Genomic DNA, 19,614 nt, shown 5'->3' with positions numbered 1-19,614 from the left:
ATAGCCGATACCAAGGTTAAATTTTAATTATTCAACACAAACCGCAACAACTTTAAAACCATATTTAACTTTGTTTAAAGTAATACAGTGGTAATCCATTGGTGCAATCATTATAGTGTCACCAGAATAAACCCCTCAAAAACCCATAAAGAATTTTTCTATGTTTTCAGATAATCCGTTACTCGCTCAACTTAAACAACAAATGAAAGATAACCTGCCTAAAAAAGAAGGGACGGTAAAAGCAACCGATAAAGCATTCGGTTTTTTAGAAGTGGATAGTAAAACAAGTTATTTCATCCCACCCGCTTCTATGAAAAAATGTATCCATGGTGACAAAGTTATCGCGATTATTCGCTCTGAAAATGATAAAGAAAGCGCAGAACCAGATGAGCTAGTTGAAGCATCTCTTACCCGTTTTATTGCCCGCATTAAGTTATTCAAAGGTCGCTTAAATGTCATTCCTGATCATCCGCAACTAAAAAAACTTTCTTTAAAAGCGAAAGCGCGTAAAGGAGTGAACCCTGAAACGCTAAAAGACGGTGACTGGGTTGTCGCTCATCTTGTTGACCATCCTCTTGATAAAAATTCTGACAAAGATAATTTCTTTGTGGAGATCTCAGAAAAAATCACCGATGCCGATGACAAAATTGCGCCTTGGTGGGTAACTCTAGCACAAAATGATTTGCCTAATTGTGAACCACAAGGACTCGAAAAAGGCCAAGAGTGGGAACTCAAAGATGATGAAGCGTTAGAGCGCATTGATCTGACAGAGACGCCATTTGTAACAATTGATGGCGCATCAACAAAAGATATGGACGATGCCCTTTATGCGGAGCAATTAGATAACGGTGATTTCAAGCTAACTATTGCGATTGCTGATCCTACCGCCTACATCACACCGGATTCAGATATGGATGCGGTAGCAAGAAAGCGCGGCTTCACAATCTATCTTCCAGGACGCAACATTCCAATGCTACCACGTGATCTAGCTGATGATTTATGTTCACTGAAGCAAGATGAACTGCGTGCTGCTCTATGTTGTAGCGTCATTGTGGGCAAAGATGGCATAATTGGTGATGATATCCAGTTCTTCGCAGCGAACATCAAATCGCATTCTCGCCTTGTTTATGACCATGTTTCAGACTGGCTAGAAACCGGCACCTGTGCGGAATGGCAACCGGATGCAACCATTGCTAACGTTGTGTCTACTCTGCATAAATTTGCACAAGCGCGCAATGAATGGCGTCAAAACAATGCGGTAGTTTTCCCAGACCGTCCAGACTACCGCTTTGAACTGAGTGAAGATAACGATGTTATTGCGATTCACGCTGACATGCGCCGTACTGCGAACAAGTTAGTTGAAGAATCAATGATCACTGCTAACATCTGCGCCGGTACAGTGCTGAAAGAGAAATTCGAATCCGGAATTTTCAACACTCACGCAGGCTTTAAAGAAGATAAAGTAAAAGAAGTGCTTTCACTGATTAATCCAGAAAATCAACTACCATTTACTGAAGAAAGTATTGTGACACTAAAAGGTTTCAGCGCCCTACGCCGTTGGTTAACTGCTCAAAATGAAAAATACCTAGACAACCGTATTCGTAAATTCCAAGCCTATAGTGAAATTAATCATAAACCCGAACAACACTTTGCAATGGGATTAGATATTTACGCCACTTGGACTTCACCAATTCGCAAATACGGTGACATGATCAACCACCGTATGTTGAAAGCGCTCATTTTAGGTAAAGCGCCAGTGCAAACTCCTGATGAAACCGTTGGGGCTGAGTTATCACTTTGCCGCCGCTATCATAGTATGGCCGAGCGTAATGTCTCAGATTGGCTATACGCTCGTACGCTAATCAATGAACCAGAAAAAGGCACTAAATACCAAGCCGAAATCTTTGATATTAATCGCGCTGGAGCTCGCGCGCGTTTACTAGAAAATGGCGCAGCGGTCTTTATTCCTTGTTCTAAAATTATCGATAATAAAGAACGCATTTCTGCATCCCGTGATTTAGGCACTATCGAAATTGACGGTAACCTTGAATTTAAACTTGGGGATGTGATTGAAGTTAGCTTGTTAAAGGTAAGCATCGATAACCGTAATATCTTAGCAATACCTACTCAGAAATTTGCACCACTGCCAGAGTCTGTTGACCCAACTCAAGACGAAGCTGCTTCTGAATAATTGGATGCGCTAATCGAAAAACTAAAGGCTACCCATTTGTTATACGGTAGCCTTTTTCTTGCTTGATATGTTTTATTAGAAACTCCTACCGCCAGATACATTCTTCCGCATCTTTTTCGATAACCGATAATAAGATCATCGGATTAGCATGAGCAAAATGAACCGGATGTGGCAGCCATTCAGGCTCGGCCAGAGATGCATCTTCAGCACTATTAATATACAGCTCCCACATTTCATGGTTTTCGTCGTAATCTAATTTAGCGACTTCAATAGTGTGGCTACAATGCAAGGAGTCAACTGAAAATACCTCATTAGAAAAAATCAAAAATTTAGTGGTTCCATCACGATCAAAACAAGCTTTCCCTTGACCGACAGGCACACTACCATTTCGATAATGACAAAGTTGTTCACAACGCTTAAGTAATCGACGCCAATCTAATTCATTCAACATAGTAGACCTCCACTATGAGTATAAATCAATCATCAGAATTTCACGTTATTTTAACCTTAACTATACCCAAGTGACTGCAAGATGCAGAATTCAGAGCTCTCATCCAAACCTTTAGGTAAGGAAGATGGGCGAAGGAATGAAGCACCTTTCAAAGCAATCTGACGCGGCCCATCTCTTATAAAAAGAAGAGGTTTGAATGAAGCTCCCGAAGGGCAAGTTAAAACAAGCTTTATGCTGCGTTAAATTGAACAGAGATAGAATCACTATGATCATATTCAATTTGCCTTGCCTAAAGCTTGTTTTATTCTTTCTGAAACTAACATCTTGAAGTTACTTGGGTATACATAGAGAGTATTGGAGTATTTTAGTCACAATACTGTCACATAAACGACATAGAATGATTGCAAGCTTTATTGCCGTTAATCATATTGGAGAACTACATGTTTCGAGCTTTACTGGTTACCCTATTATCTTCAGTACTATTTGTTTCTGTCGTCCAAGCTAAACAAATCGTACTCTCAGGTTCCACCTCTGTCACCCGTGTTATGGATGTACTCGCAGAGAAGTATAATAAAGAGTATCCAGAAGATTATATTGCTGTACAAGGTGCGGATTCTACTGCGGGGATTGTACTTGCTGAAAAAGGCGTGGCAGATTTTGGTATGAGTTCTCGTTACCTAACAGAAGCAGAAGCGAACGAACAAATTGCTATTGTACCGATTGCTCATGATGGTATTGCGATTGCCACAAATATTCAAAACCCAGTACAAAGCCTAACACGAGATCAACTGGCTAAAATTTACCTAGGTGAAATCAATAACTGGAAAGAAGTTGGTGGTCCAGATCAAGCTATTGCAGTGGTCACTCGCGAAGCATCATCTGGCTCACGTTATAGTTTTGAAACGCAACTAGGTTTAACCAAAGTTATCAATGGACAAAGTGTTTCTAACATCAATGCTAAAAGTTTAGTTGTAAACAGCAATGGTATGATGAAAACACTGATTAATAACAACCCACAAGCCATCGGATTTGTTTCAATGGGGTCAATTGATCGTTCAATTAAAGCGGTGGAATTAGAAGGCATTAAACCGACGCAAGAAAATATTGCCAACGGTAAATACAAGTTAGCGCGCCCTTTCTTGATCATTTATAAAAAAGATCACTTAGAAGAACGTGCAGAGAAATTTTTAAATTACGTACTATCTAATCAAGGACAACAACTTATCGAAAGTTATGGTTATACCGCCGTTAAACACTAAATTAGTCATCCAACAAAATAGCCCGCAATCAATGCGGGCTATTTTTGGTCAACAGGTTGCTAAAACTATTTGAGTTATTCAGCTAATTCACTAATGGTATCCGATAAGGAATCCGTACCGTTTTTAATGTTATCCGCAGCATCTTCAATGTGATCATAAAGATTTTCCATATCGCGCATATTCAAAATATCTAAAATTTCATCTTGGTAATTAATACCGATACCAACGCCAACGCCAACGCCAATCAATACTATCCAAAAAACTAACTTACTCATATTGCTCTTTCTCATTCCAATGGAATATTTCGCGCCAATTTTACACAAATTAAACAATCCGTCCATGATTGTTGATATAAGTCTTATCAGTCGGTCATTTTGGTTATATTTCTCGACACTCTCAAATAATATCGAATTTAAGGATAGACTTAATGGAAACTCCAATGTTAAATCAAGCTCAAATCACGCAAAATTCCGCATCCGATCAATTTGATAATATTATCGAACGCATGGTAGAGATGACCCCAAAACAGCTCACGAAAATTCAACAACTCCTAGATGAAATGGAAGCGATACACGACTTTTCGTCTCCCATATTAACCGAACAAGAGAAACTAACCTTAGCCAAAATATTTCAAATATAAACCAACCTATACTTATTGTACTTGAGGCTACAGCTTTGTTGGCGACATTCATTCCCACCAATCGAATAGAGAAGTTAGTTCATGTAACTTCATATTCTTGTCGCTTCACTTCAACTCTAATTACTTTGGATATATACGTCAGAAAATGGCCTAAAATAAACATTCCCCTTTAAATTCTATGGATAACATGGATAATAGCGGCTCAAAATTAAACCCTGACCAAATTAGGTAAACATTATGTCTATAGAAGCTACGCTACTTGAACGTTGCGAATCGAAATGTGAACTTTGCTCTTCAACTTCTTCATTAGCACCTTTGGCTGTTGCGCCACAAACTCAAATCACAGTCGATTACGCAGCAATGCTTTGTGATACTTGTCGCGCACAAATTGAGTCCCCAGAAGACATGGATGTAAACCACTGGCGTTGTCTTAACGACAGCATGTGGAGCCAAGTACCACAAGTACAAGTTCTAGCATGGCGTCAACTGACCCACCTTTCTCGTAAAGGCGAAACGTGGGCCAATGAATTGCTTGATATGATGTACATGGAAGATGAGGTCAAGAATTGGGCCGAAATTGGTATGGATGATGATGAAGAAAAACCACGTGATGTAAACGGTGTTGAGTTGAAAAAAGGCGACGACGTGACCATCATTAAAGATCTACCAATCAAAGGTTCTTCTCAAGTAATCAAGCAAGGTACTGTCGTACGCGGTATCAGCTTATCAGATGACCCTAAATTGGTGTCTGGTAAAGCAAACGGCCAATCAATGTACATCATCGCAGAGTACTGCCGTAAGAAGTAATTACTACCAATATTACTGAATCAATAAAACTGCCGCTTCATTCTGAAGCGGCAGTTTTATTTAAGTTCTTCGTCGTACGTCATTAAAGATTTCACAGGACAATTTATAGTTGTGTTGTCTAACAATCTTCTGTGAAAAAAATAGTTGAGGAAGCTCATAAATTACGAGTAATGATAAGATAATAAATGCGCTTGAATGTCCTAAAATTAAGCCAATAATGCTTACTGTTAGCAAGATCAACTCCAATATAAACAACGCATATTTACCTAGATAACAGTGGTGAAATCCACCTAGAAAAAACCAGTTCAACGTAGCATAGGTGTCAGGGTCCTTAAGCTTTTGAGATTGTAGTCCATAGAATTCTTTTTTTTGGCTTTCAGGTAGAGAACTTACCTGATTTCTCAGTAATTCTTCATTTTTTTCTAATTGTTCAATTGGATCAAATAAGCGCATTAAGGCACCTCATCATATATTTTTTCAATGAGATCTGGTTGGTTACAGCGCTTAATTCTTGCTAAACCTAGTTTCCAACCTTTTATAGCTCCATACTTTAAAATGCATTGTTTTGTATATTCAGAGCAAGTAGGCTCAAAATTACATTCAATATTCAGCAGATGCTTTGAACCACCACTAGCTTGATAGCGATGAATCAATGTCAAAGAGATATACCTAAGCAAACTTAGCGCCCAAGAGTGATAATCACAGCCTCACGCTTCCAAAAGAGCATAAAACGTTTTTGTTCAACGACTTGAAATACAACTTTCCAACCATCTTGTGCATATTTGTTGAGTTCTGCTTCCATTTTTTGCACAGGCAAACCACTTGCACCTAGTAGGATTGTTCCACAACCACCTTCTACAATGTTAACTACTTTATATTCTGTAAATTTCGTCATTTTTTATAACCATATTTTTTATTAAAAACATAATGTTACATAAAAAAATAAGTATATCAAGACGAACATTCCATGTTTATGATGCAGAGATTAGAGCTAACGCCAAACACCATAAAGCCATATTGGCAGCTTCAGTCTTTTATAGGTTTTATTTTTTACTCAGTACGTTGGCCTAACTTTACTGTACCATTAGTATTGAACCATAAAGCTTCAGAGCGTCGGCGGCCTATTAGAATCGGACCATCATCGAAGAATAAGAAATTCTTCCAATGCTTTTTGAAAATTGCCCACTTGGTTTCGATGATGTTGTATTTTTCGTAGCAGAAGTAAACCGTTACGTCATCTTGCCAATCGATATGATCTAGGATTGCTTGAGGCAGTTCAGGTTCATCAGCATCCCAAGCAGTAGACCAATTGACTTCATCAGACCAATTACTTGCTTTACTTGGCCAGTCGCCAGAGCTTAAACGGTCGGCATCTGGGCTTTGTTTGCTGATATTTTCAATCCATAACTGCGCAGCACGCTGCTGAGAAATCGGTTTGATATGCACTAAATCTTCTTCTAGAACAGGAAGAGATTGATGAGTGAAAATCCACTTTCTTTGGTATTGATCCAAAGGTGTATACGACATAGTAACTCGCTTTGTTTAATTTCTTATTGGTCTTTCAACCAGCCATTTATTACTGCTAGTTTCTTTTTTAATTGTTCTAGATTATTTCATTACGATTTTCGAATTCCATAATCACGTAGCTTGTTAGCTATCGAGGTATGTGACACTTCCAAGCGTTTTGCTAACTTGCGACTTGATGGGAATGATTGGTATAAACGCTCTAAAATTTGCGCTTCATGCTTACGCATCATCTCATCAAGCGAACCATCTAGCGTAAAGCTCTCCGATTGTGTTTCAAATGCAGAACGGCTTGCTTGCAGTGTTGGCAGTTGGAAGTGTTCAAACTTCAATACATCATCATCAAGTTGGGTCATTGCGCGCAGTACTGAGTTTTCTAGCTGACGAGTGTTACCCGGCCAAGGATATAAGGTGAGTTGCTCGATAAGTTGTTCATCATAACTAGGCACTTTTAAACCAAGCTGCTGAGCATATTTGGCGACAAACATATCCACCAACGGCAATACGTCACTGCTACGTTCACGTAAAGATGGAATGCTTAAATTCAATACGTTTAAACGGTAGTACAAATCTTCACGAAATGAGCCTGATTGGGTGAGTTGTGACAACGTTTGTTTGGTTGAAGCAATTACGCGCACATCGACGTGCATTTCATTTTCTTCACCTACTCGGCGGAATGAACCATCTTGTAAGAAGCGTAATAGTTTGATCTGTAAATGTGGGCTCATCTCGCCTATTTCATCAAGAAAAACCGTGCCTTTATCGGCTTGTTCAAAAATACCTTTATGACCAATATCATTATTAAACGCGCCCGGTGCATTACCAAACAATTCGGTTTCTGCCGCATCATCTGGCATAGAAGCACAGCTTAGTACTAAGAATGGTTCATTGGAGCGATGAGAGCGGTTATGACAAGCGCGAGCCAGCATTTCTTTGCCTGTACCCGTCTCACCTTCAATCAATAACGGTTGGTCTAGCATGGCTAATTTTTTCGCCTGAGACACCAAACGTTGATGGTGATTCGATACACCAACAAAATGCTCAAAGCCTAATGGGTTGTAATCTGGTATAGCCGTTAGTTTTGTTTCTGAATGCACGATAGGTTTTAGCATGATCACAGCACTGGCAAGAATCGCTTCGCCAGAATCACTATGGATCATTACCGGCATCACATCCATTAAGTAATTTAAGCCTTCAATGGTGATCTTATCGCGATAGCGCAGTAGACCCTCATCAAACTTACCCTGTTTAGGTTTTACCTCTCCACTCGCTAATGCTTTAAACCAAGGCGCAGATTTTAGTTTTGGGATGTAGTGAAAAATACTGTAGGTCTGAATTTCTTGAACGGTCACTTTAAACAGCGCCAGCGCGCAGAAATTCGCCATTTCAATATCCCCTTTCAGATTTATCGAAATGACAGGATCAGGCAGTGTATCTAGAATGGCATTTAGCTCTGTGCTTTCTCGCTCACTTGGCATAAATGGAATTTTGCGAACATCAGTTACGCCTTCGATTTGACGAATTTGCGCCATCAAACGACTAAAAGTTCCAAACTCCACATCAGGGCAATTTAAATAGATGATCCCGGGATCGCCAACGTGAATGCCACGAGTACTTAACTCAATACCACGTAAGTCGATATTTTTAGAAACTAGGATATCTAGCAGTTCACGAGTAAGACCAAGGCGGTCTTGGCAAAGGACTTCTAAACGCACGGTTCTATTCCTGAAAAGGTGTCACGAAAAGTTGACAGTAGTGTGTAGGAAGGTCGGTAATTCGTCAAGAAATTAGATGATTAGGGCCAGATTCTGTTATCTGAGCCCTAAGAATTTTTAGATATTTGAGGTTTCTTTTGATTTTAGCTTGGTTTGTTTATTAATACGGCTATTTCTGTTCGGTTTTCCCTATCACGCGCCCAACCACAAGCTTGCGGATCTCCCCCAAACGCACTGCTTTATCTTTTCGCCACGGTAGAGGACGAAGTAACGCCATCGCTTTTATCCCTAAACGGCCAGTCAGCAAACCAACGCCAATCCCTTGCGCGGCACGAGTTGAAATCTTGCCTGCAACGCTTAGCGACATCATGTTAGTGCCAACATCCACCGCCAGTTCACTTACGCCTGCTGCCGCCATGTTGATGAACACAAGTTTAAGCAAGCGAATACGAGACCAGTAACCGAGTTCAACACCGTAGATTTTTCCTAGTTCATCAATCATTTTGAAGTTACGCCAAGCGACCAGTAGCATGTCGGCAATCGCAAGTGGACTCAACGCGACCAACACCGCAGATTCAGTTGAATAACTGGCAACGACTTTTTTTGCCTGCTTGTCTTGCAGTGCAATCACCATGTCATCATATAGCTCAATGACATCGGCATCGTTATGGTTATCGTTCACTATTTTTACCCAGCGGTCATAACCGGCATGTTCAAGGGTCACACCTGCCTGCGAAGCAAGATCTTCACAAAACGGTTTTGCATTACCGGTTTTATGCGAATGAATTAAGTCCATTGCCAGCTCTTGACTACTTAGTTGTTTACGTAGTCTACGTAGTTTCCATAACTCTTTGACCGTCGCGCCAATACCAAGTGATGCTAATGCTGCGATAAAACCTGTCCAGCCAAGTGTTAGCCAATCCGATTGTTGGTAGGCTTGCAGCACATTATGCACGCTTTGCCAACCGACTAGGCCGGAAAAACCAAGTACACCACCGGTCATTAACCATCGTTTTTTCGAGCGAGGACGAATGATTCTGACCATTTGTTCTTCTACTCTTGTCTCTTCAGCCACATCTAACTGAGCTTGCGACATAGGCACAAATTCAGTGGCGTCATCAAATTTCACTTTTGCACCCACTTTTTTGTAGGCAGGATCTGAATTTAACGCATCCAATGTTTCTTGTTGGTAGTCTAATTTTGATTCGAAAGACTTAGCTTTATCTTGCTGTGCTTCGCTCTCTTTATCACTATTGAAGATGATTTTATTTTTGTAATCGCTCATCGTAATTTATCCCCTAACAAGAACTGCAACACCTTATCCATACGAATATGAGGTAATGCTTGGTCATAAGGTATTTTTAATGGCCTAAATTCATAGAACTCGAAACCATTACCCCGCCAGTAATCTTTTTGTGGCAGTTTTGGCGGCACTTCGCCGGGAAATAAAGTCAGCGTTTCTTCTTCCAGAGTGGTGCCTTTAACTGCTTGGAAAGTCTTATCACCAGACGAAGCATAACCGGGCATAGTAGCTTGAATTGAAGCAAGGCTGACACATTCCATATCAATGCCTTCATAAGACACATGCTGCCAAGCTTCATGTACCAGTTGTTGCAGCAAAGACACCATATTGGCGTGTTGATCTGGTGTGACGTGATCAGCTTTGGTGGCTGCAAACATCACTTTGTCTATCTTGGCTGAGAACAAACGCTTTAATATCGAGTTACGACCGTACTTAAAACTTTGCATCAATTGGCTGATGGCTCCACTCATGTCCATGAAAGAATCATATCCAGAGTTTAAAGGCTGCAAGCAATCCACCAACACGATTTGTCGATCGAATGATGCAAAGTGCTCTTGATAAAAGCTTTTGACGATTTTCTTTTTATATTCATTAAAGCGAGATCGCAACATTGCATAAGCTGAATTTCGCTTAATTTCTTTTAGCGGTTTGCCATGTTCATCCATTTCTAATTCAACTGGGAAGAATTGCAACACTGGCGCGCCAACCAGTTCACCCGGTAGAACAAAACGACCCGGTTGAACCCAATGCAAACCTGCATCCTTACAAGCGTGTAGGTAGTCGGTATAAGATCTGGCTAGTTCAGCAACACGATTTTCATTGGCGGTTGCAAGACTATCGAAATGATTCAACTTCAATAACCATTCTTTCGCCAGTTTCGAACGTAACTCACTACCCGCTTTTTCGCCTCTTAATAATTCAAGCTGACTTTGTGACCATTGCTCAAAGCTCATATCCAATAACGGAAGATCGAGTAACCATTCGCCAGGGTAATCGACAATATCGAGATACAATGTTGAAGTACTTTTAAGTAAACGTCGTGCGCCTTTTTTCGGCTTAAAACGAATCGCAAGACGAATTTCACTCACATCACGAGTAGGCACTGGCCATTTGGGAGGGGTTGAATTCACTTGCTCAATGGCAAGATCGTAGTCAAATCTTGGCACCATTAAATTTGTTTGTGGAATACGCTTCGCACCAAGTAATTGATTATTACGGCTAGGCTCAAATAGCGGTAAGTTATCTTGAGTTGAGCTATTTAAAAGCTGATTAACCAATGAAGTGATAAAAGCCGTTTTACCCGCACGTGAAAGCCCTGTCACCGCGAGACGTAAGTGCCGATCTAAGCTACGTTTAACTAAATCATTTACTTCTTGTTTGATTTTCATTTACCACTCCACATACCAAAGTATGATTAAAGCATATCATATTTCGTTAAAATCAATATCTTCAGCCGCTTACATTGACTTCATCTTTACCCAAAAGAGAAGTTCCAAAAAAAATGTACAAAAAATAAAAGGCCCGTATCTCAACAATACGAGCCTTTATGAATTTTAACGATTCAATTTAAATATCAGTTAATCTTCTTCTATCAATTTGTAGATAATAAATAAAGATAGCTCTAGTAATAAGCCAAGTACCACTGTCATCACTGCAAACCAGTTGTTACTTGTGTCAAAAATCGCAATACCATGCAGGATCATCTGGATACCAACGTAACCACCCACCACTACAGCAATCAATATCTGCAAAATTTTTACAAAACGTGGCATAAAATCTCCTAAATATTCAGCCTGTTATACTGAAACTATAATCAATTTAACGCCATTAGTCAGAAAAATTTTGCTGATAAGTTAAAATAATCTCATTCGAAAAAATAATACCGAGCGTAGCGCACTCGCACTACGCAACGCCTTATCTAGACGTTATTCCATTTCAGCAATTTTTACTTTCCAAGTATCCGGGCCAATTTGGTGAGCATTAGCACCGGTTGAATCAACCGCAACAGTGACCGGCATATCTTCGACTTCAAACTCATAAATCGCTTCCATACCAAGATCTTCAAAAGCGACTACTCGGGCTTTCTTAATCGCTTTCGCCACCAAATAGGCTGCGCCACCGACGGCCATTAGATAAACAGACTGGTGTTTCTTGATGGATTCAACGGTATCTGCACCACGCTCTGCTTTACCAATCATTCCCATAATGCCGGTTTCTTCTAGCATCATATCGGTAAATTTATCCATACGTGTTGAGGTTGTCGGGCCAGCTGGACCAACGACTTCATCACCCACCGCATCAACTGGGCCTACGTAGTAGATGAATTTGTTTTTAAGGTCGACACCTTCTGGTAAACCTTCGCCGCTTTGTAGCATGCCTTGGATACGTTTATGCGCCGCATCACGACCAGTTAAGATTTTTCCAGATAGCAATACCGTCTCACCAGTACGCCACTGGAGAACGTCTTCTTTAGTAATGGTATCTAGATTCACTCGACGAGTATTTTCGCCCGCTTCCCAAGTAATTTGAGGCCAGTCTTCTAATTTTGGTGGTGTTAATTCTGCAGGGCCAGAACCATCAAGCGTGAAATGTACGTGACGAGTTGCCGCACAGTTTGGAATTAAGCAAACTGGTTTAGAAGCGGCGTGCGTTGGCGCCGTTTTAATTTTCACATCCACAACAGTCGTTAAACCGCCAAGACCTTGCGCGCCAATACCCAGTTTATTCACTCGGTTAAAAATATCTAAACGTAATTCTTCTTCCGCATTTTGTGGGCCGCGCTCAATCAATTCATGGATATCAATGTGTTCCATCAAAGATTCTTTTGCCAGTACTGCCGCTTTTTCAGCTGTACCACCAATGCCTATACCCAGCATGCCCGGTGGACACCAACCCGCTCCCATCGCTGGTAGCGTTTTCTCTACCCACTCTGCAATATCATCGGATGGGTTTAGCATTACCATTTTAGTTTTATTTTCAGAGCCACCGCCTTTTGCCGCGATTTGGATCTCAACTTTATTACCCGGCACCATGTTGATGTGGACCACACCCGGCGTGTTATCTTTGGTGTTGATACGCTTGCCCGCCGGATCAGAAAGCACCGAAGCACGCAGTGGGTTATCAGGGTTAGTATAAGCTTGGCGAATGCCTTCATCGACCATTTGCTGAACCGTCATATCCGTTTCATCCCAACGAACATCCATACCAATATTGACAAAACACGTCACAATGCCGGTATCTTGGCAAATCGGACGATGCCCTTCAGCGGCCATACGAGAGTTAATTAAGATTTGAGCAATCGCATCTTTCGCGGCTTGGCTCTCTTCCTTGTGATAGGCCTTTTCAAGCGCCTGAATAAAATCCATTGGATGGTAATACGAAATATATTGGAGAGCGTCAGCCACACTGCTGATCACATCTTGTTTACGAATGACGGTCATACATGCCTCTACACATTACATTATTATAATTGGATAAAGACTGGCGATAGTGAATAGCCACAACGGTGACAGCGTCACGCTGATAACCAACAAATCCTTGTTTAGGTGGGATTTTAACTAAACCAATCAATTACCGATTCACATACATTGCTTAATCTGGAATTATGATACTCTCGCTCAGCATTCGATGCCACGTAACGATTGAACCTTTGTCACACTTTATAGAATGAAAAAGCAAAATAATTCCAATATGACTCAAAACAACTCAAGTACAATCCAAGACCGTATAAAGATTAAACACATTCCTTATGCGGAAGACTTAGCTAAGCATTATTTTGCTACCATCGAGCATCAACCTTGGGCAATGCTATTACGCTCAGCCGCAGACGGCCACCCCAATAATCGCTACGATATTTTAGTGGCGAATCCAATTGCCAAGTTGCTTACCCATGGCAGTATCACGACTATTTATCAAAAGACGGAGACTCGCGAATGGCAAACTCAACAATCTGAAGATGACCCATTCACACTACTTGCTCACTACCAACAACAATTACTGCTGGCACAACCAAGCATCAATGACGTTCCCTTCATTGGTGGTGCTTTAGGTTACTTTGGTTATGATCTAGGTCGTCGTGTCGAACAAGTCCCCTCTTTGGCGGCACACGATATCCCCACCGCGGATATGGCCATTGGTTTATATGAATGGGCATTTATCGTTGATCATCAATTAAAACAAGCGTATTTCGTTGGACAGGATATCAAGCAGCATCAAGCTTGGTTAGAGTCACAACAAACCCTACCAAACAATGCATTTACATTAACCTCTGACTGGCAATCCAATATGACCAAAACGTCATATATTGAAAAGTTCAACGCTATTCAAGAGTACCTACGCTCGGGAGATTGCTACCAAATCAACCTTGCACAGAGATTTAGTGCTGAGTATCAAGGCTCAGAATGGTTAGCTTACCAAGCACTGGAACAATCCAACCACGCACCTTTTTCTGCATTTATCCGTACCGACGAAACCACATTAATCAGTATTTCACCTGAACGCTTCCTAGAAATTAATAAAAATGAACTCAATCAAACCGTGATTGAAACTAAGCCAATCAAAGGCACTCGCCCACGTTCAAAACATGCAGAACAAGATAAGCAATTGGCCGAACAACTCAAAAATGCTGAGAAAGATCAAGCAGAAAATTTGATGATTGTTGATCTATTACGCAATGATATTGGTCGTGTCGCCAAACCCGGCTCCGTCACCGTGCCTGAGTTATTTGCAATTGAGAGCTTCCCCGCAGTGCACCATTTGGTCAGTACTATCCGTGCTATACTCGATAAAGATCAATGCGGCAGCGATTTACTCCGCGCCTGTTTTCCTGGTGGCTCGATTACTGGTGCCCCAAAAATCCGTGCGATGGAGATCATTGAAGAATTAGAGCCTCACCGCCGTAATGCCTATTGTGGAAGTATTGGTTACATCAGCCGTTGTGGTCGCATGGATACCAATATCACAATCAGAACTTTAGTGGCATACCAGCAGCACCTTTATGCTTGGGCGGGCGGCGGTATTGTTGCCGATAGCGAATCTGAATCGGAATACCAAGAAACACTTGATAAAATCAGCCGAATTTTGCCAACTTTATCCAGCTTATAATCTGTAGTCACAGAAAAATCGATAATTAAGGAATGTTTATGAGAAAAGAAGAGTTATTGCGCCAGTTTTCATTAAACATTCCAGCTAAATATCAACCTGAGAGCTTATTAAGAGTGGCTCACCTAGATCCAAAAAAGTTAAGAAAAGCGGCGGTTTTGATTCCTTGTGTCGATCGCCCTGAAGGTTTATCGGTCATACTGACCAAACGTGCTCCTCATTTAAAAAATCATCCGGGACAGATTAGCTTTCCTGGTGGTAAATTTGAATTTTTTGATCGATCTCTAGCCGATACAGCTATAAGAGAAGCACACGAAGAGATTGGCTTGCATCCTAGCCAAGTGAACATTTTTGGCCAACTACCAGAACTCACGACCATTAGTCGCTTTAATGTCACCCCTTTCATCGCCTTTGTTGACGATGGCTATCAAAGCATTATTGATAAAAATGAAGTCGATTATATTTTTGAAGTACCAGCGACTTACTTATTTAATCCCGATAACCTTTATAGTAAAAAGGTGCAAATTAAAGGTTCAGCACATCGTATTTTTGCCATCAATTATCAAAGGCACTTTATATGGGGCGTCACCGCACAAATCATTCAAGCTTTACAAGCCCAACTGTCTATCAAAGATCTTGCAAATTATTCCCCATCATCAATTGATAGCCAGATAGTTTCCCATTCCAATCTGCAACAGCAGACAATTCTGCATTCCACAGTTTAATTCACCATTACCCTTATTTTTACCAGTGAATTAATTTTCATATTTCCTGCCTCATAGATAAGTCGTTTGCTTTAACGACTGTTCACCATTTAAGCAATCTTCAGTTTCACATGAGAAATCTCACTCTTTCGGATAAGTTTATTTAATCTGATACGTCGTTTTTTCGTGACACAGCGCATGTTATGAAATACTTGTCACTTATTCAGTACATAAAGTGATATTGATCCTATATTTATCCCTCCAGATCAGCATAATCCACGCCAATTCTTCCTGTTCCCAACTTTTAAGAGAATTAATAATGAATACGAAAACCATTAATGCTGTAGTCGAAAATGCTCCAACTTCGACTAAATGGACCTACCAAGATTTTTCTTGGGTATTATCTTTATTTGGCACTGCTGTAGGTGCTGGGGTTTTATTCTTACCAATTAAAGCCGGTGCTGGCGGCTTTTGGCCATTGGTTATTCTAGCCTTAATTGCCATGCCAATGATTTGGCTTGCACACAAAGGTTTAGCCCGTTTCGTTTTATCTGCTAAAAATCCAAATGCCGATATTACCGATACTGTTGAAGAACATTTCGGTAAAACTGGCGCCACCATCATTACTTTTGCTTATTTTTTTGCAATCTATCCAATTGTACTTATTTATGGCGTAGGTATTACTAATACGGTTGATTCTTTCTTAGTTAACCAACTTGGTTTTGACTCGATTCCTCGTTGGTTACTTTCTGGCGCTTTAATTAGCTTAATGACTTGCGGAGTAATCTTTGGCAAAGAGCTAATGCTAAAAGTGACGTCACTGATGGTTTACCCTCTTGTGTTCATCTTATTAGCACTATCTGTTTTTCTTATCCCTGAGTGGAATACTTCAATGGCTGAAGTCACGCCAAACTGGACCGAAATGCCAAAAATCATTTGGTTAGCTATCCCTATTATTGTCTTTTCATTCAACCATAGTCCTATCATCAGCCAATTTACTAAAGAACAACGTCGCGTTTATGGTGATAATACGGTGAAGAAAACTGACATGATCACTGGCGGTGCAGCAACAATGCTGATGGCTTTCGTGATGTTTTTTGTATTCTCTGTTGTGCTTTCCTTAACACCAGAGCAACTAGGTGAAGCGCAAGCGCAAAATATTAGCGTATTGTCTTACTTAGCCAACATTCACTCTTCACCAATGATTTCATACCTAGGCCCTATCGTGGCTTTTGCTGCCATCACTTCAAGCTACTTTGGTCACTTCCTTGGCGCTCATGAAGGCTTAGTGGGTCTAGTTAAATCTCGTTCAAAAGCCTCTGAAACAAAGGCTAACAAAATTTCATTACTATTTATTGTGTTGACTACATGGGTCATTTCAATCATTAACCCAAGCATCCTAGGTATGATTGAATCTATGGGTGCGCCAATGATTGCTGCAATCTTGTTTATTATGCCGATTTATGCAATGCGTAAAGTGCCTGCAATGACGAAATTCAAGACATCATCTTTTGCACAAATCTTTACAGCTATTTGTGGTGTTGCAGCGATTACTTCTGTAATCTACGGCTCCTTTTGATATATGACGCTATCGTTATAGAGAAATAGACTATAATTTAGCTAATCAATGTAAAAAGTACAGCATATACACTGTTGAAAAAACAATAAGCAGCATACCAGTAGCTTAGTAATAAAAAATTAAAGCCCCTTAATATAGAGGGGCTTATCAGAGGTAATAACATGATCAGTGTTTTTGATATCTACAAAATTGGTGTTGGGCCATCCAGTTCTCACACGGTTGGTCCTATGAAAGCCGGTAAGCAGTTTATCGATGATCTCAAAGAACAAGATAAACTGCATGATATTACAAAAATTACTGTCGATGTTTACGGTTCATTATCACTGACAGGGAAAGGTCACCATACTGATATCGCCATCATTATGGGTCTGGCAGGTAACACGCCAGAACACGTAGATATTGACGCCATTCCGAGCTTCATCGCTCGTATTGAACAAACAGAACGCTTATCAGTTGATAAGGACAGCCACTCTGTTGATTTTCCAAAAAACGGTGGCATGAACTTCCAAAAGACCAATCTTTCATTACATGAAAATGGAATGACTTTACACGCTTGGATTGACGATGAGGTGGTTTACACTAAGACTTACTACTCTATCGGTGGTGGTTTTATTGTTGACGAAGAAAACTTTGGTAAGAAAGTTGAATCAACCTACCAAGTGCCTTACGAGTTTAATTCTGCAACTGAACTTGTTGCTTTATGTAAAGAACATGGTTTGTCTATCAGTACTTTAGTGATGAAAAACGAAAGTGCTCAATACTCAGAAGAAGAAGTGTATACCTATTTCGCTAACATTTGGAAAACCATGCGTGAATGTATGGAAAAAGGGATGAGCACAGAAGGTATTTTGCCAGGCCCATTGCGTGTTCCTCGTCGAGCTTCAGCATTGCGCCAGCAATTAATGACATCATCTAATACTTCTACCGATCCTATGGCGGTGATCGATTGGGTGAATATGTACGCCTTTGCGGTCAATGAAGAAAATGCTGCGGGTGGCCGAGTCGTTACTGCGCCAACCAATGGTGCATGTGGCATTATTCCAGCAGTACTTGCCTACTACGATAAATTCATTCAACCAGTAACCGAAAAAGACTATATTCGCTACTTCGCAGCTTCTGGTGCAATTGGTGGTTTATATAAACAAAACGCTTCTATTTCTGGGGCAGAAGTTGGTTGCCAAGGTGAAGTAGGGGTTGCTTGTTCAATGGCGGCAGCTGGTCTTGCTGAATTACTAGGCGGTAGTCCTGAGCAAGTTTGTATGGCAGCGGAAATTGGTATGGAGCATAACCTTGGCTTAACTTGTGACCCTGTCGCGGGTCAAGTACAAGTACCTTGTATTGAGCGTAACGGTATTGCTGCGGTTAAAGCGATTAACTCAACTCGCATGGCACTACGTCGCTCTTCTGAGCCTCGTGTATCTTTAGATAAAGTGATCGAAACTATGCTAGAGACGGGTAAAGATATGAATTCTAAATACCGTGAAACCTCGCAAGGTGGCTTAGCAGTTAAAGTGATTTGTTGATGCTCGGTTATCGAATCTAGATCACTTCGCTTCTCGGACACTCGAAAGCAAATAAAAAGGTGAACCAATTATTGGTTCACCTTTTTTAATACTTTGTCTTTTAATTCTTCGCTTTCTTCTTTATCGGTAACGAGTAGCAAAGCGGCCGAAAATCGAGCTTCGGCTATTCTTTTGCTTTCGCTTTCGCCTCATCCACTTGTTTCATTAATTCATCTAGATTTACAGAAAACGCATAGCTAACAGGTTGTTCAACCGTAAAGGTACAATCGTGCTGTTTACCTTTTAAGTGCATCACCACAGGAGCTTTACTAGCGGCTTTTAATTGTTCAGGGGAAATATTCAAAGCAAAGTTTTCGTATACCACTGAATCGGATTTATTTTCTGGCTTATAAAGCTCTAATTGATAATCCTCACCATTGTTATCAAATGCTTTCTCAATGCCGTAAGCACCTTGGGAGGATTTCAAACGAACATAAAGTTGAGTTTGCTGATTACCACTGGCATAAACAGATGTACGATACCGATACCCTAAGCCATCCCATTCTGATTCACATTTAGCCCAATAGGAATCGGTTTGTAAGTCCATACTGCGAGTAACAAGATCTTGTTTAAATGTCATATGATCATTGACATCTTGTGCAGAATTCACTGATGTGCGATCTCCACCAATTGTGGAACAACCCACTAAAAAACCTGTTGTTAAAATGCTTGTACATAACAGTCGAAAATTCATCTCTCCCCTCATAATTACACTCATTTAATCAATTCATTGTAGCGCGAGTAAAACTGATAAAGTTTATTTTTTTACCCATATTTTT

The 19,614-nt window shown here is 40.6% G+C and carries 20 protein-coding genes; 8 read left to right on the top strand and 12 right to left on the bottom strand.

Annotated elements, in window-relative coordinates:
- Nucleotides 1–160 precede the first annotated feature (160 nt).
- On the top strand, nucleotides 161–2,191 hold the full coding sequence (rnb, locus tag ACE3G9_RS05810; RefSeq protein WP_449218660.1) for an exoribonuclease II: 2,031 nt from the start codon (nucleotides 161–163) through the stop codon (nucleotides 2,189–2,191).
- 85 nt (nucleotides 2,192–2,276) lie between these two features.
- On the opposite strand, the gene ACE3G9_RS05805 is transcribed toward rnb, so the two are convergent.
- Nucleotides 2,277–2,642 (bottom strand): DUF3024 domain-containing protein, encoded by a 366-nt coding sequence (locus ACE3G9_RS05805; protein WP_449218659.1) that lies wholly within the window; start codon nucleotides 2,640–2,642, stop codon nucleotides 2,277–2,279.
- A 440-nt stretch (nucleotides 2,643–3,082) separates the two neighbouring features.
- Between ACE3G9_RS05805 and ACE3G9_RS05800 the strand changes: the two genes are divergently transcribed.
- Entirely contained in the window at nucleotides 3,083–3,901 is an 819-nt protein-coding gene (locus tag ACE3G9_RS05800) for a phosphate ABC transporter substrate-binding protein (protein WP_449218658.1), read from the top strand.
- Between the two features lie 74 nt (nucleotides 3,902–3,975).
- Here the strand turns inward: ACE3G9_RS05800 and ACE3G9_RS05795 are convergent, their stop codons facing one another.
- Nucleotides 3,976–4,176, bottom strand: coding sequence for a YtxH domain-containing protein (locus ACE3G9_RS05795; protein ID WP_417878884.1), 201 nt, complete (start codon nucleotides 4,174–4,176; stop codon nucleotides 3,976–3,978).
- 152 nt (nucleotides 4,177–4,328) lie between these two features.
- Here ACE3G9_RS05795 and ACE3G9_RS05790 point away from each other — a divergent pair, with 152 nt between their 5' ends.
- Together ACE3G9_RS05790 and ACE3G9_RS05785 are read left to right on the top strand one after the other, a co-directional pair.
- Nucleotides 4,329–4,541 (top strand): hypothetical protein, encoded by a 213-nt coding sequence (locus tag ACE3G9_RS05790; RefSeq protein WP_449218657.1) that lies wholly within the window; start codon nucleotides 4,329–4,331, stop codon nucleotides 4,539–4,541.
- Nucleotides 4,542–4,778: 237 nt separating this feature from the next.
- Nucleotides 4,779–5,348, top strand: a complete 570-nt coding sequence (locus tag ACE3G9_RS05785) for a PhnA domain-containing protein (protein WP_417878882.1) — start codon at nucleotides 4,779–4,781, stop codon at nucleotides 5,346–5,348.
- A 60-nt stretch (nucleotides 5,349–5,408) separates the two neighbouring features.
- On the opposite strand, the gene ACE3G9_RS05780 is transcribed toward ACE3G9_RS05785, so the two are convergent.
- The 9 genes from ACE3G9_RS05780 to ACE3G9_RS05740 all read right to left on the bottom strand — a co-directional run bounded on the left by ACE3G9_RS05780 (nucleotide 5,409) and on the right by ACE3G9_RS05740 (nucleotide 13,330).
- Entirely contained in the window at nucleotides 5,409–5,801 is a 393-nt protein-coding gene (locus ACE3G9_RS05780; RefSeq protein WP_417878881.1) for a hypothetical protein, read from the bottom strand.
- A complete protein-coding gene (yidD, locus tag ACE3G9_RS05775) occupies nucleotides 5,801–6,007 on the bottom strand; it encodes a membrane protein insertion efficiency factor YidD (protein WP_417878880.1) in 207 nt (68 codons plus the stop codon). Before yidD ends, ACE3G9_RS05780 begins: the two co-directional genes overlap by 1 nt.
- Before the next feature lie 20 nt (nucleotides 6,008–6,027).
- Nucleotides 6,028–6,243 carry a DUF4177 domain-containing protein gene (locus tag ACE3G9_RS05770; protein ID WP_417878879.1) on the bottom strand — a complete coding sequence of 72 codons (216 nt, stop codon included), beginning with the start codon at nucleotides 6,241–6,243 and terminating at the stop codon, nucleotides 6,028–6,030.
- Nucleotides 6,244–6,398: 155 nt separating this feature from the next.
- Nucleotides 6,399–6,875 carry a DUF2947 domain-containing protein gene (locus ACE3G9_RS05765; protein ID WP_417878878.1) on the bottom strand — a complete coding sequence of 159 codons (477 nt, stop codon included), beginning with the start codon at nucleotides 6,873–6,875 and terminating at the stop codon, nucleotides 6,399–6,401.
- 89 nt (nucleotides 6,876–6,964) lie between these two features.
- Nucleotides 6,965–8,587: a transcriptional regulator TyrR gene (gene tyrR, locus ACE3G9_RS05760; protein ID WP_449218656.1), complete on the bottom strand. Its 1,623-nt coding sequence runs from the start codon at nucleotides 8,585–8,587 to the stop codon at nucleotides 6,965–6,967.
- Between the two features lie 169 nt (nucleotides 8,588–8,756).
- The gene (locus ACE3G9_RS05755) at nucleotides 8,757–9,872 is read right to left on the bottom strand and encodes a YcjF family protein (protein ID WP_449218655.1); all 1,116 of its coding nucleotides are present in this window, start codon (nucleotides 9,870–9,872) and stop codon (nucleotides 8,757–8,759) included.
- Nucleotides 9,869–11,278: a YcjX family protein gene (locus ACE3G9_RS05750; protein WP_449218654.1), complete on the bottom strand. Its 1,410-nt coding sequence runs from the start codon at nucleotides 11,276–11,278 to the stop codon at nucleotides 9,869–9,871. Before ACE3G9_RS05750 ends, ACE3G9_RS05755 begins: the two co-directional genes overlap by 4 nt.
- Before the next feature lie 189 nt (nucleotides 11,279–11,467).
- Nucleotides 11,468–11,662: a hypothetical protein gene (locus ACE3G9_RS05745; RefSeq protein ID WP_417878874.1), complete on the bottom strand. Its 195-nt coding sequence runs from the start codon at nucleotides 11,660–11,662 to the stop codon at nucleotides 11,468–11,470.
- Nucleotides 11,663–11,815: 153 nt separating this feature from the next.
- Nucleotides 11,816–13,330, bottom strand: a complete 1,515-nt coding sequence (locus tag ACE3G9_RS05740) for a fumarate hydratase (RefSeq protein WP_417878873.1) — start codon at nucleotides 13,328–13,330, stop codon at nucleotides 11,816–11,818.
- Between the two features lie 226 nt (nucleotides 13,331–13,556).
- Between ACE3G9_RS05740 and pabB the strand changes: the two genes are divergently transcribed.
- The 4 genes from pabB (at nucleotide 13,557) to ACE3G9_RS05720 (ending at nucleotide 18,796) form a co-directional block, all read left to right on the top strand.
- A complete protein-coding gene (gene pabB, locus ACE3G9_RS05735) occupies nucleotides 13,557–14,993 on the top strand; it encodes an aminodeoxychorismate synthase component 1 (protein WP_449218653.1) in 1,437 nt (478 codons plus the stop codon).
- Nucleotides 14,994–15,025: 32 nt separating this feature from the next.
- Nucleotides 15,026–15,715, top strand: coding sequence for a CoA pyrophosphatase (locus ACE3G9_RS05730; protein WP_417878871.1), 690 nt, complete (start codon nucleotides 15,026–15,028; stop codon nucleotides 15,713–15,715).
- A 298-nt stretch (nucleotides 15,716–16,013) separates the two neighbouring features.
- Nucleotides 16,014–17,273 (top strand): aromatic amino acid transport family protein, encoded by a 1,260-nt coding sequence (locus ACE3G9_RS05725; RefSeq protein WP_449218652.1) that lies wholly within the window; start codon nucleotides 16,014–16,016, stop codon nucleotides 17,271–17,273.
- Between the two features lie 161 nt (nucleotides 17,274–17,434).
- Nucleotides 17,435–18,796: an L-serine ammonia-lyase gene (locus tag ACE3G9_RS05720; protein ID WP_417878869.1), complete on the top strand. Its 1,362-nt coding sequence runs from the start codon at nucleotides 17,435–17,437 to the stop codon at nucleotides 18,794–18,796.
- A gap of 163 nt (nucleotides 18,797–18,959) precedes the next feature.
- Here the strand turns inward: ACE3G9_RS05720 and ACE3G9_RS05715 are convergent, their stop codons facing one another.
- On the bottom strand, nucleotides 18,960–19,529 hold the full coding sequence (locus ACE3G9_RS05715) for a hypothetical protein (RefSeq protein ID WP_449218651.1): 570 nt from the start codon (nucleotides 19,527–19,529) through the stop codon (nucleotides 18,960–18,962).
- Nucleotides 19,530–19,614 lie beyond the last annotated feature (85 nt).

It is taken from the genome of Vibrio sp. E150_018 (assembly GCF_053544035.1).
This window is presented reverse-complemented; position numbering and strand designations above follow the sequence as displayed.

What these genes read in the sequence shown, in the direction of transcription:
- rnb (WP_449218660.1), top strand. Translation starts at nt 161, where the DNA reads ATGTTTTCAGATAATCCGTTACTCGCTCAACTTAAACAACAAATGAAA.
- ACE3G9_RS05805 (WP_449218659.1), bottom strand. Translation starts at nt 2,642, where the DNA reads ATGTTGAATGAATTAGATTGGCGTCGATTACTTAAGCGTTGTGAACAA.
- ACE3G9_RS05800 (WP_449218658.1), top strand. Translation starts at nt 3,083, where the DNA reads ATGTTTCGAGCTTTACTGGTTACCCTATTATCTTCAGTACTATTTGTT.
- ACE3G9_RS05795 (WP_417878884.1), bottom strand. Translation starts at nt 4,176, where the DNA reads ATGAGTAAGTTAGTTTTTTGGATAGTATTGATTGGCGTTGGCGTTGGC.
- ACE3G9_RS05790 (WP_449218657.1), top strand. Translation starts at nt 4,329, where the DNA reads ATGGAAACTCCAATGTTAAATCAAGCTCAAATCACGCAAAATTCCGCA.
- ACE3G9_RS05785 (WP_417878882.1), top strand. Translation starts at nt 4,779, where the DNA reads ATGTCTATAGAAGCTACGCTACTTGAACGTTGCGAATCGAAATGTGAA.
- ACE3G9_RS05780 (WP_417878881.1), bottom strand. Translation starts at nt 5,801, where the DNA reads ATGCGCTTATTTGATCCAATTGAACAATTAGAAAAAAATGAAGAATTA.
- ACE3G9_RS05770 (WP_417878879.1), bottom strand. Translation starts at nt 6,243, where the DNA reads ATGACGAAATTTACAGAATATAAAGTAGTTAACATTGTAGAAGGTGGT.
- ACE3G9_RS05765 (WP_417878878.1), bottom strand. Translation starts at nt 6,875, where the DNA reads ATGTCGTATACACCTTTGGATCAATACCAAAGAAAGTGGATTTTCACT.
- ACE3G9_RS05755 (WP_449218655.1), bottom strand. Translation starts at nt 9,872, where the DNA reads ATGAGCGATTACAAAAATAAAATCATCTTCAATAGTGATAAAGAGAGC.
- ACE3G9_RS05750 (WP_449218654.1), bottom strand. Translation starts at nt 11,278, where the DNA reads ATGAAAATCAAACAAGAAGTAAATGATTTAGTTAAACGTAGCTTAGAT.
- ACE3G9_RS05745 (WP_417878874.1), bottom strand. Translation starts at nt 11,662, where the DNA reads ATGCCACGTTTTGTAAAAATTTTGCAGATATTGATTGCTGTAGTGGTG.
- ACE3G9_RS05740 (WP_417878873.1), bottom strand. Translation starts at nt 13,330, where the DNA reads ATGACCGTCATTCGTAAACAAGATGTGATCAGCAGTGTGGCTGACGCT.
- pabB (WP_449218653.1), top strand. Translation starts at nt 13,557, where the DNA reads ATGAAAAAGCAAAATAATTCCAATATGACTCAAAACAACTCAAGTACA.
- ACE3G9_RS05730 (WP_417878871.1), top strand. Translation starts at nt 15,026, where the DNA reads ATGTTTATGAGAAAAGAAGAGTTATTGCGCCAGTTTTCATTAAACATT.
- ACE3G9_RS05725 (WP_449218652.1), top strand. Translation starts at nt 16,014, where the DNA reads ATGAATACGAAAACCATTAATGCTGTAGTCGAAAATGCTCCAACTTCG.
- ACE3G9_RS05720 (WP_417878869.1), top strand. Translation starts at nt 17,435, where the DNA reads ATGATCAGTGTTTTTGATATCTACAAAATTGGTGTTGGGCCATCCAGT.
- ACE3G9_RS05715 (WP_449218651.1), bottom strand. Translation starts at nt 19,529, where the DNA reads ATGAATTTTCGACTGTTATGTACAAGCATTTTAACAACAGGTTTTTTA.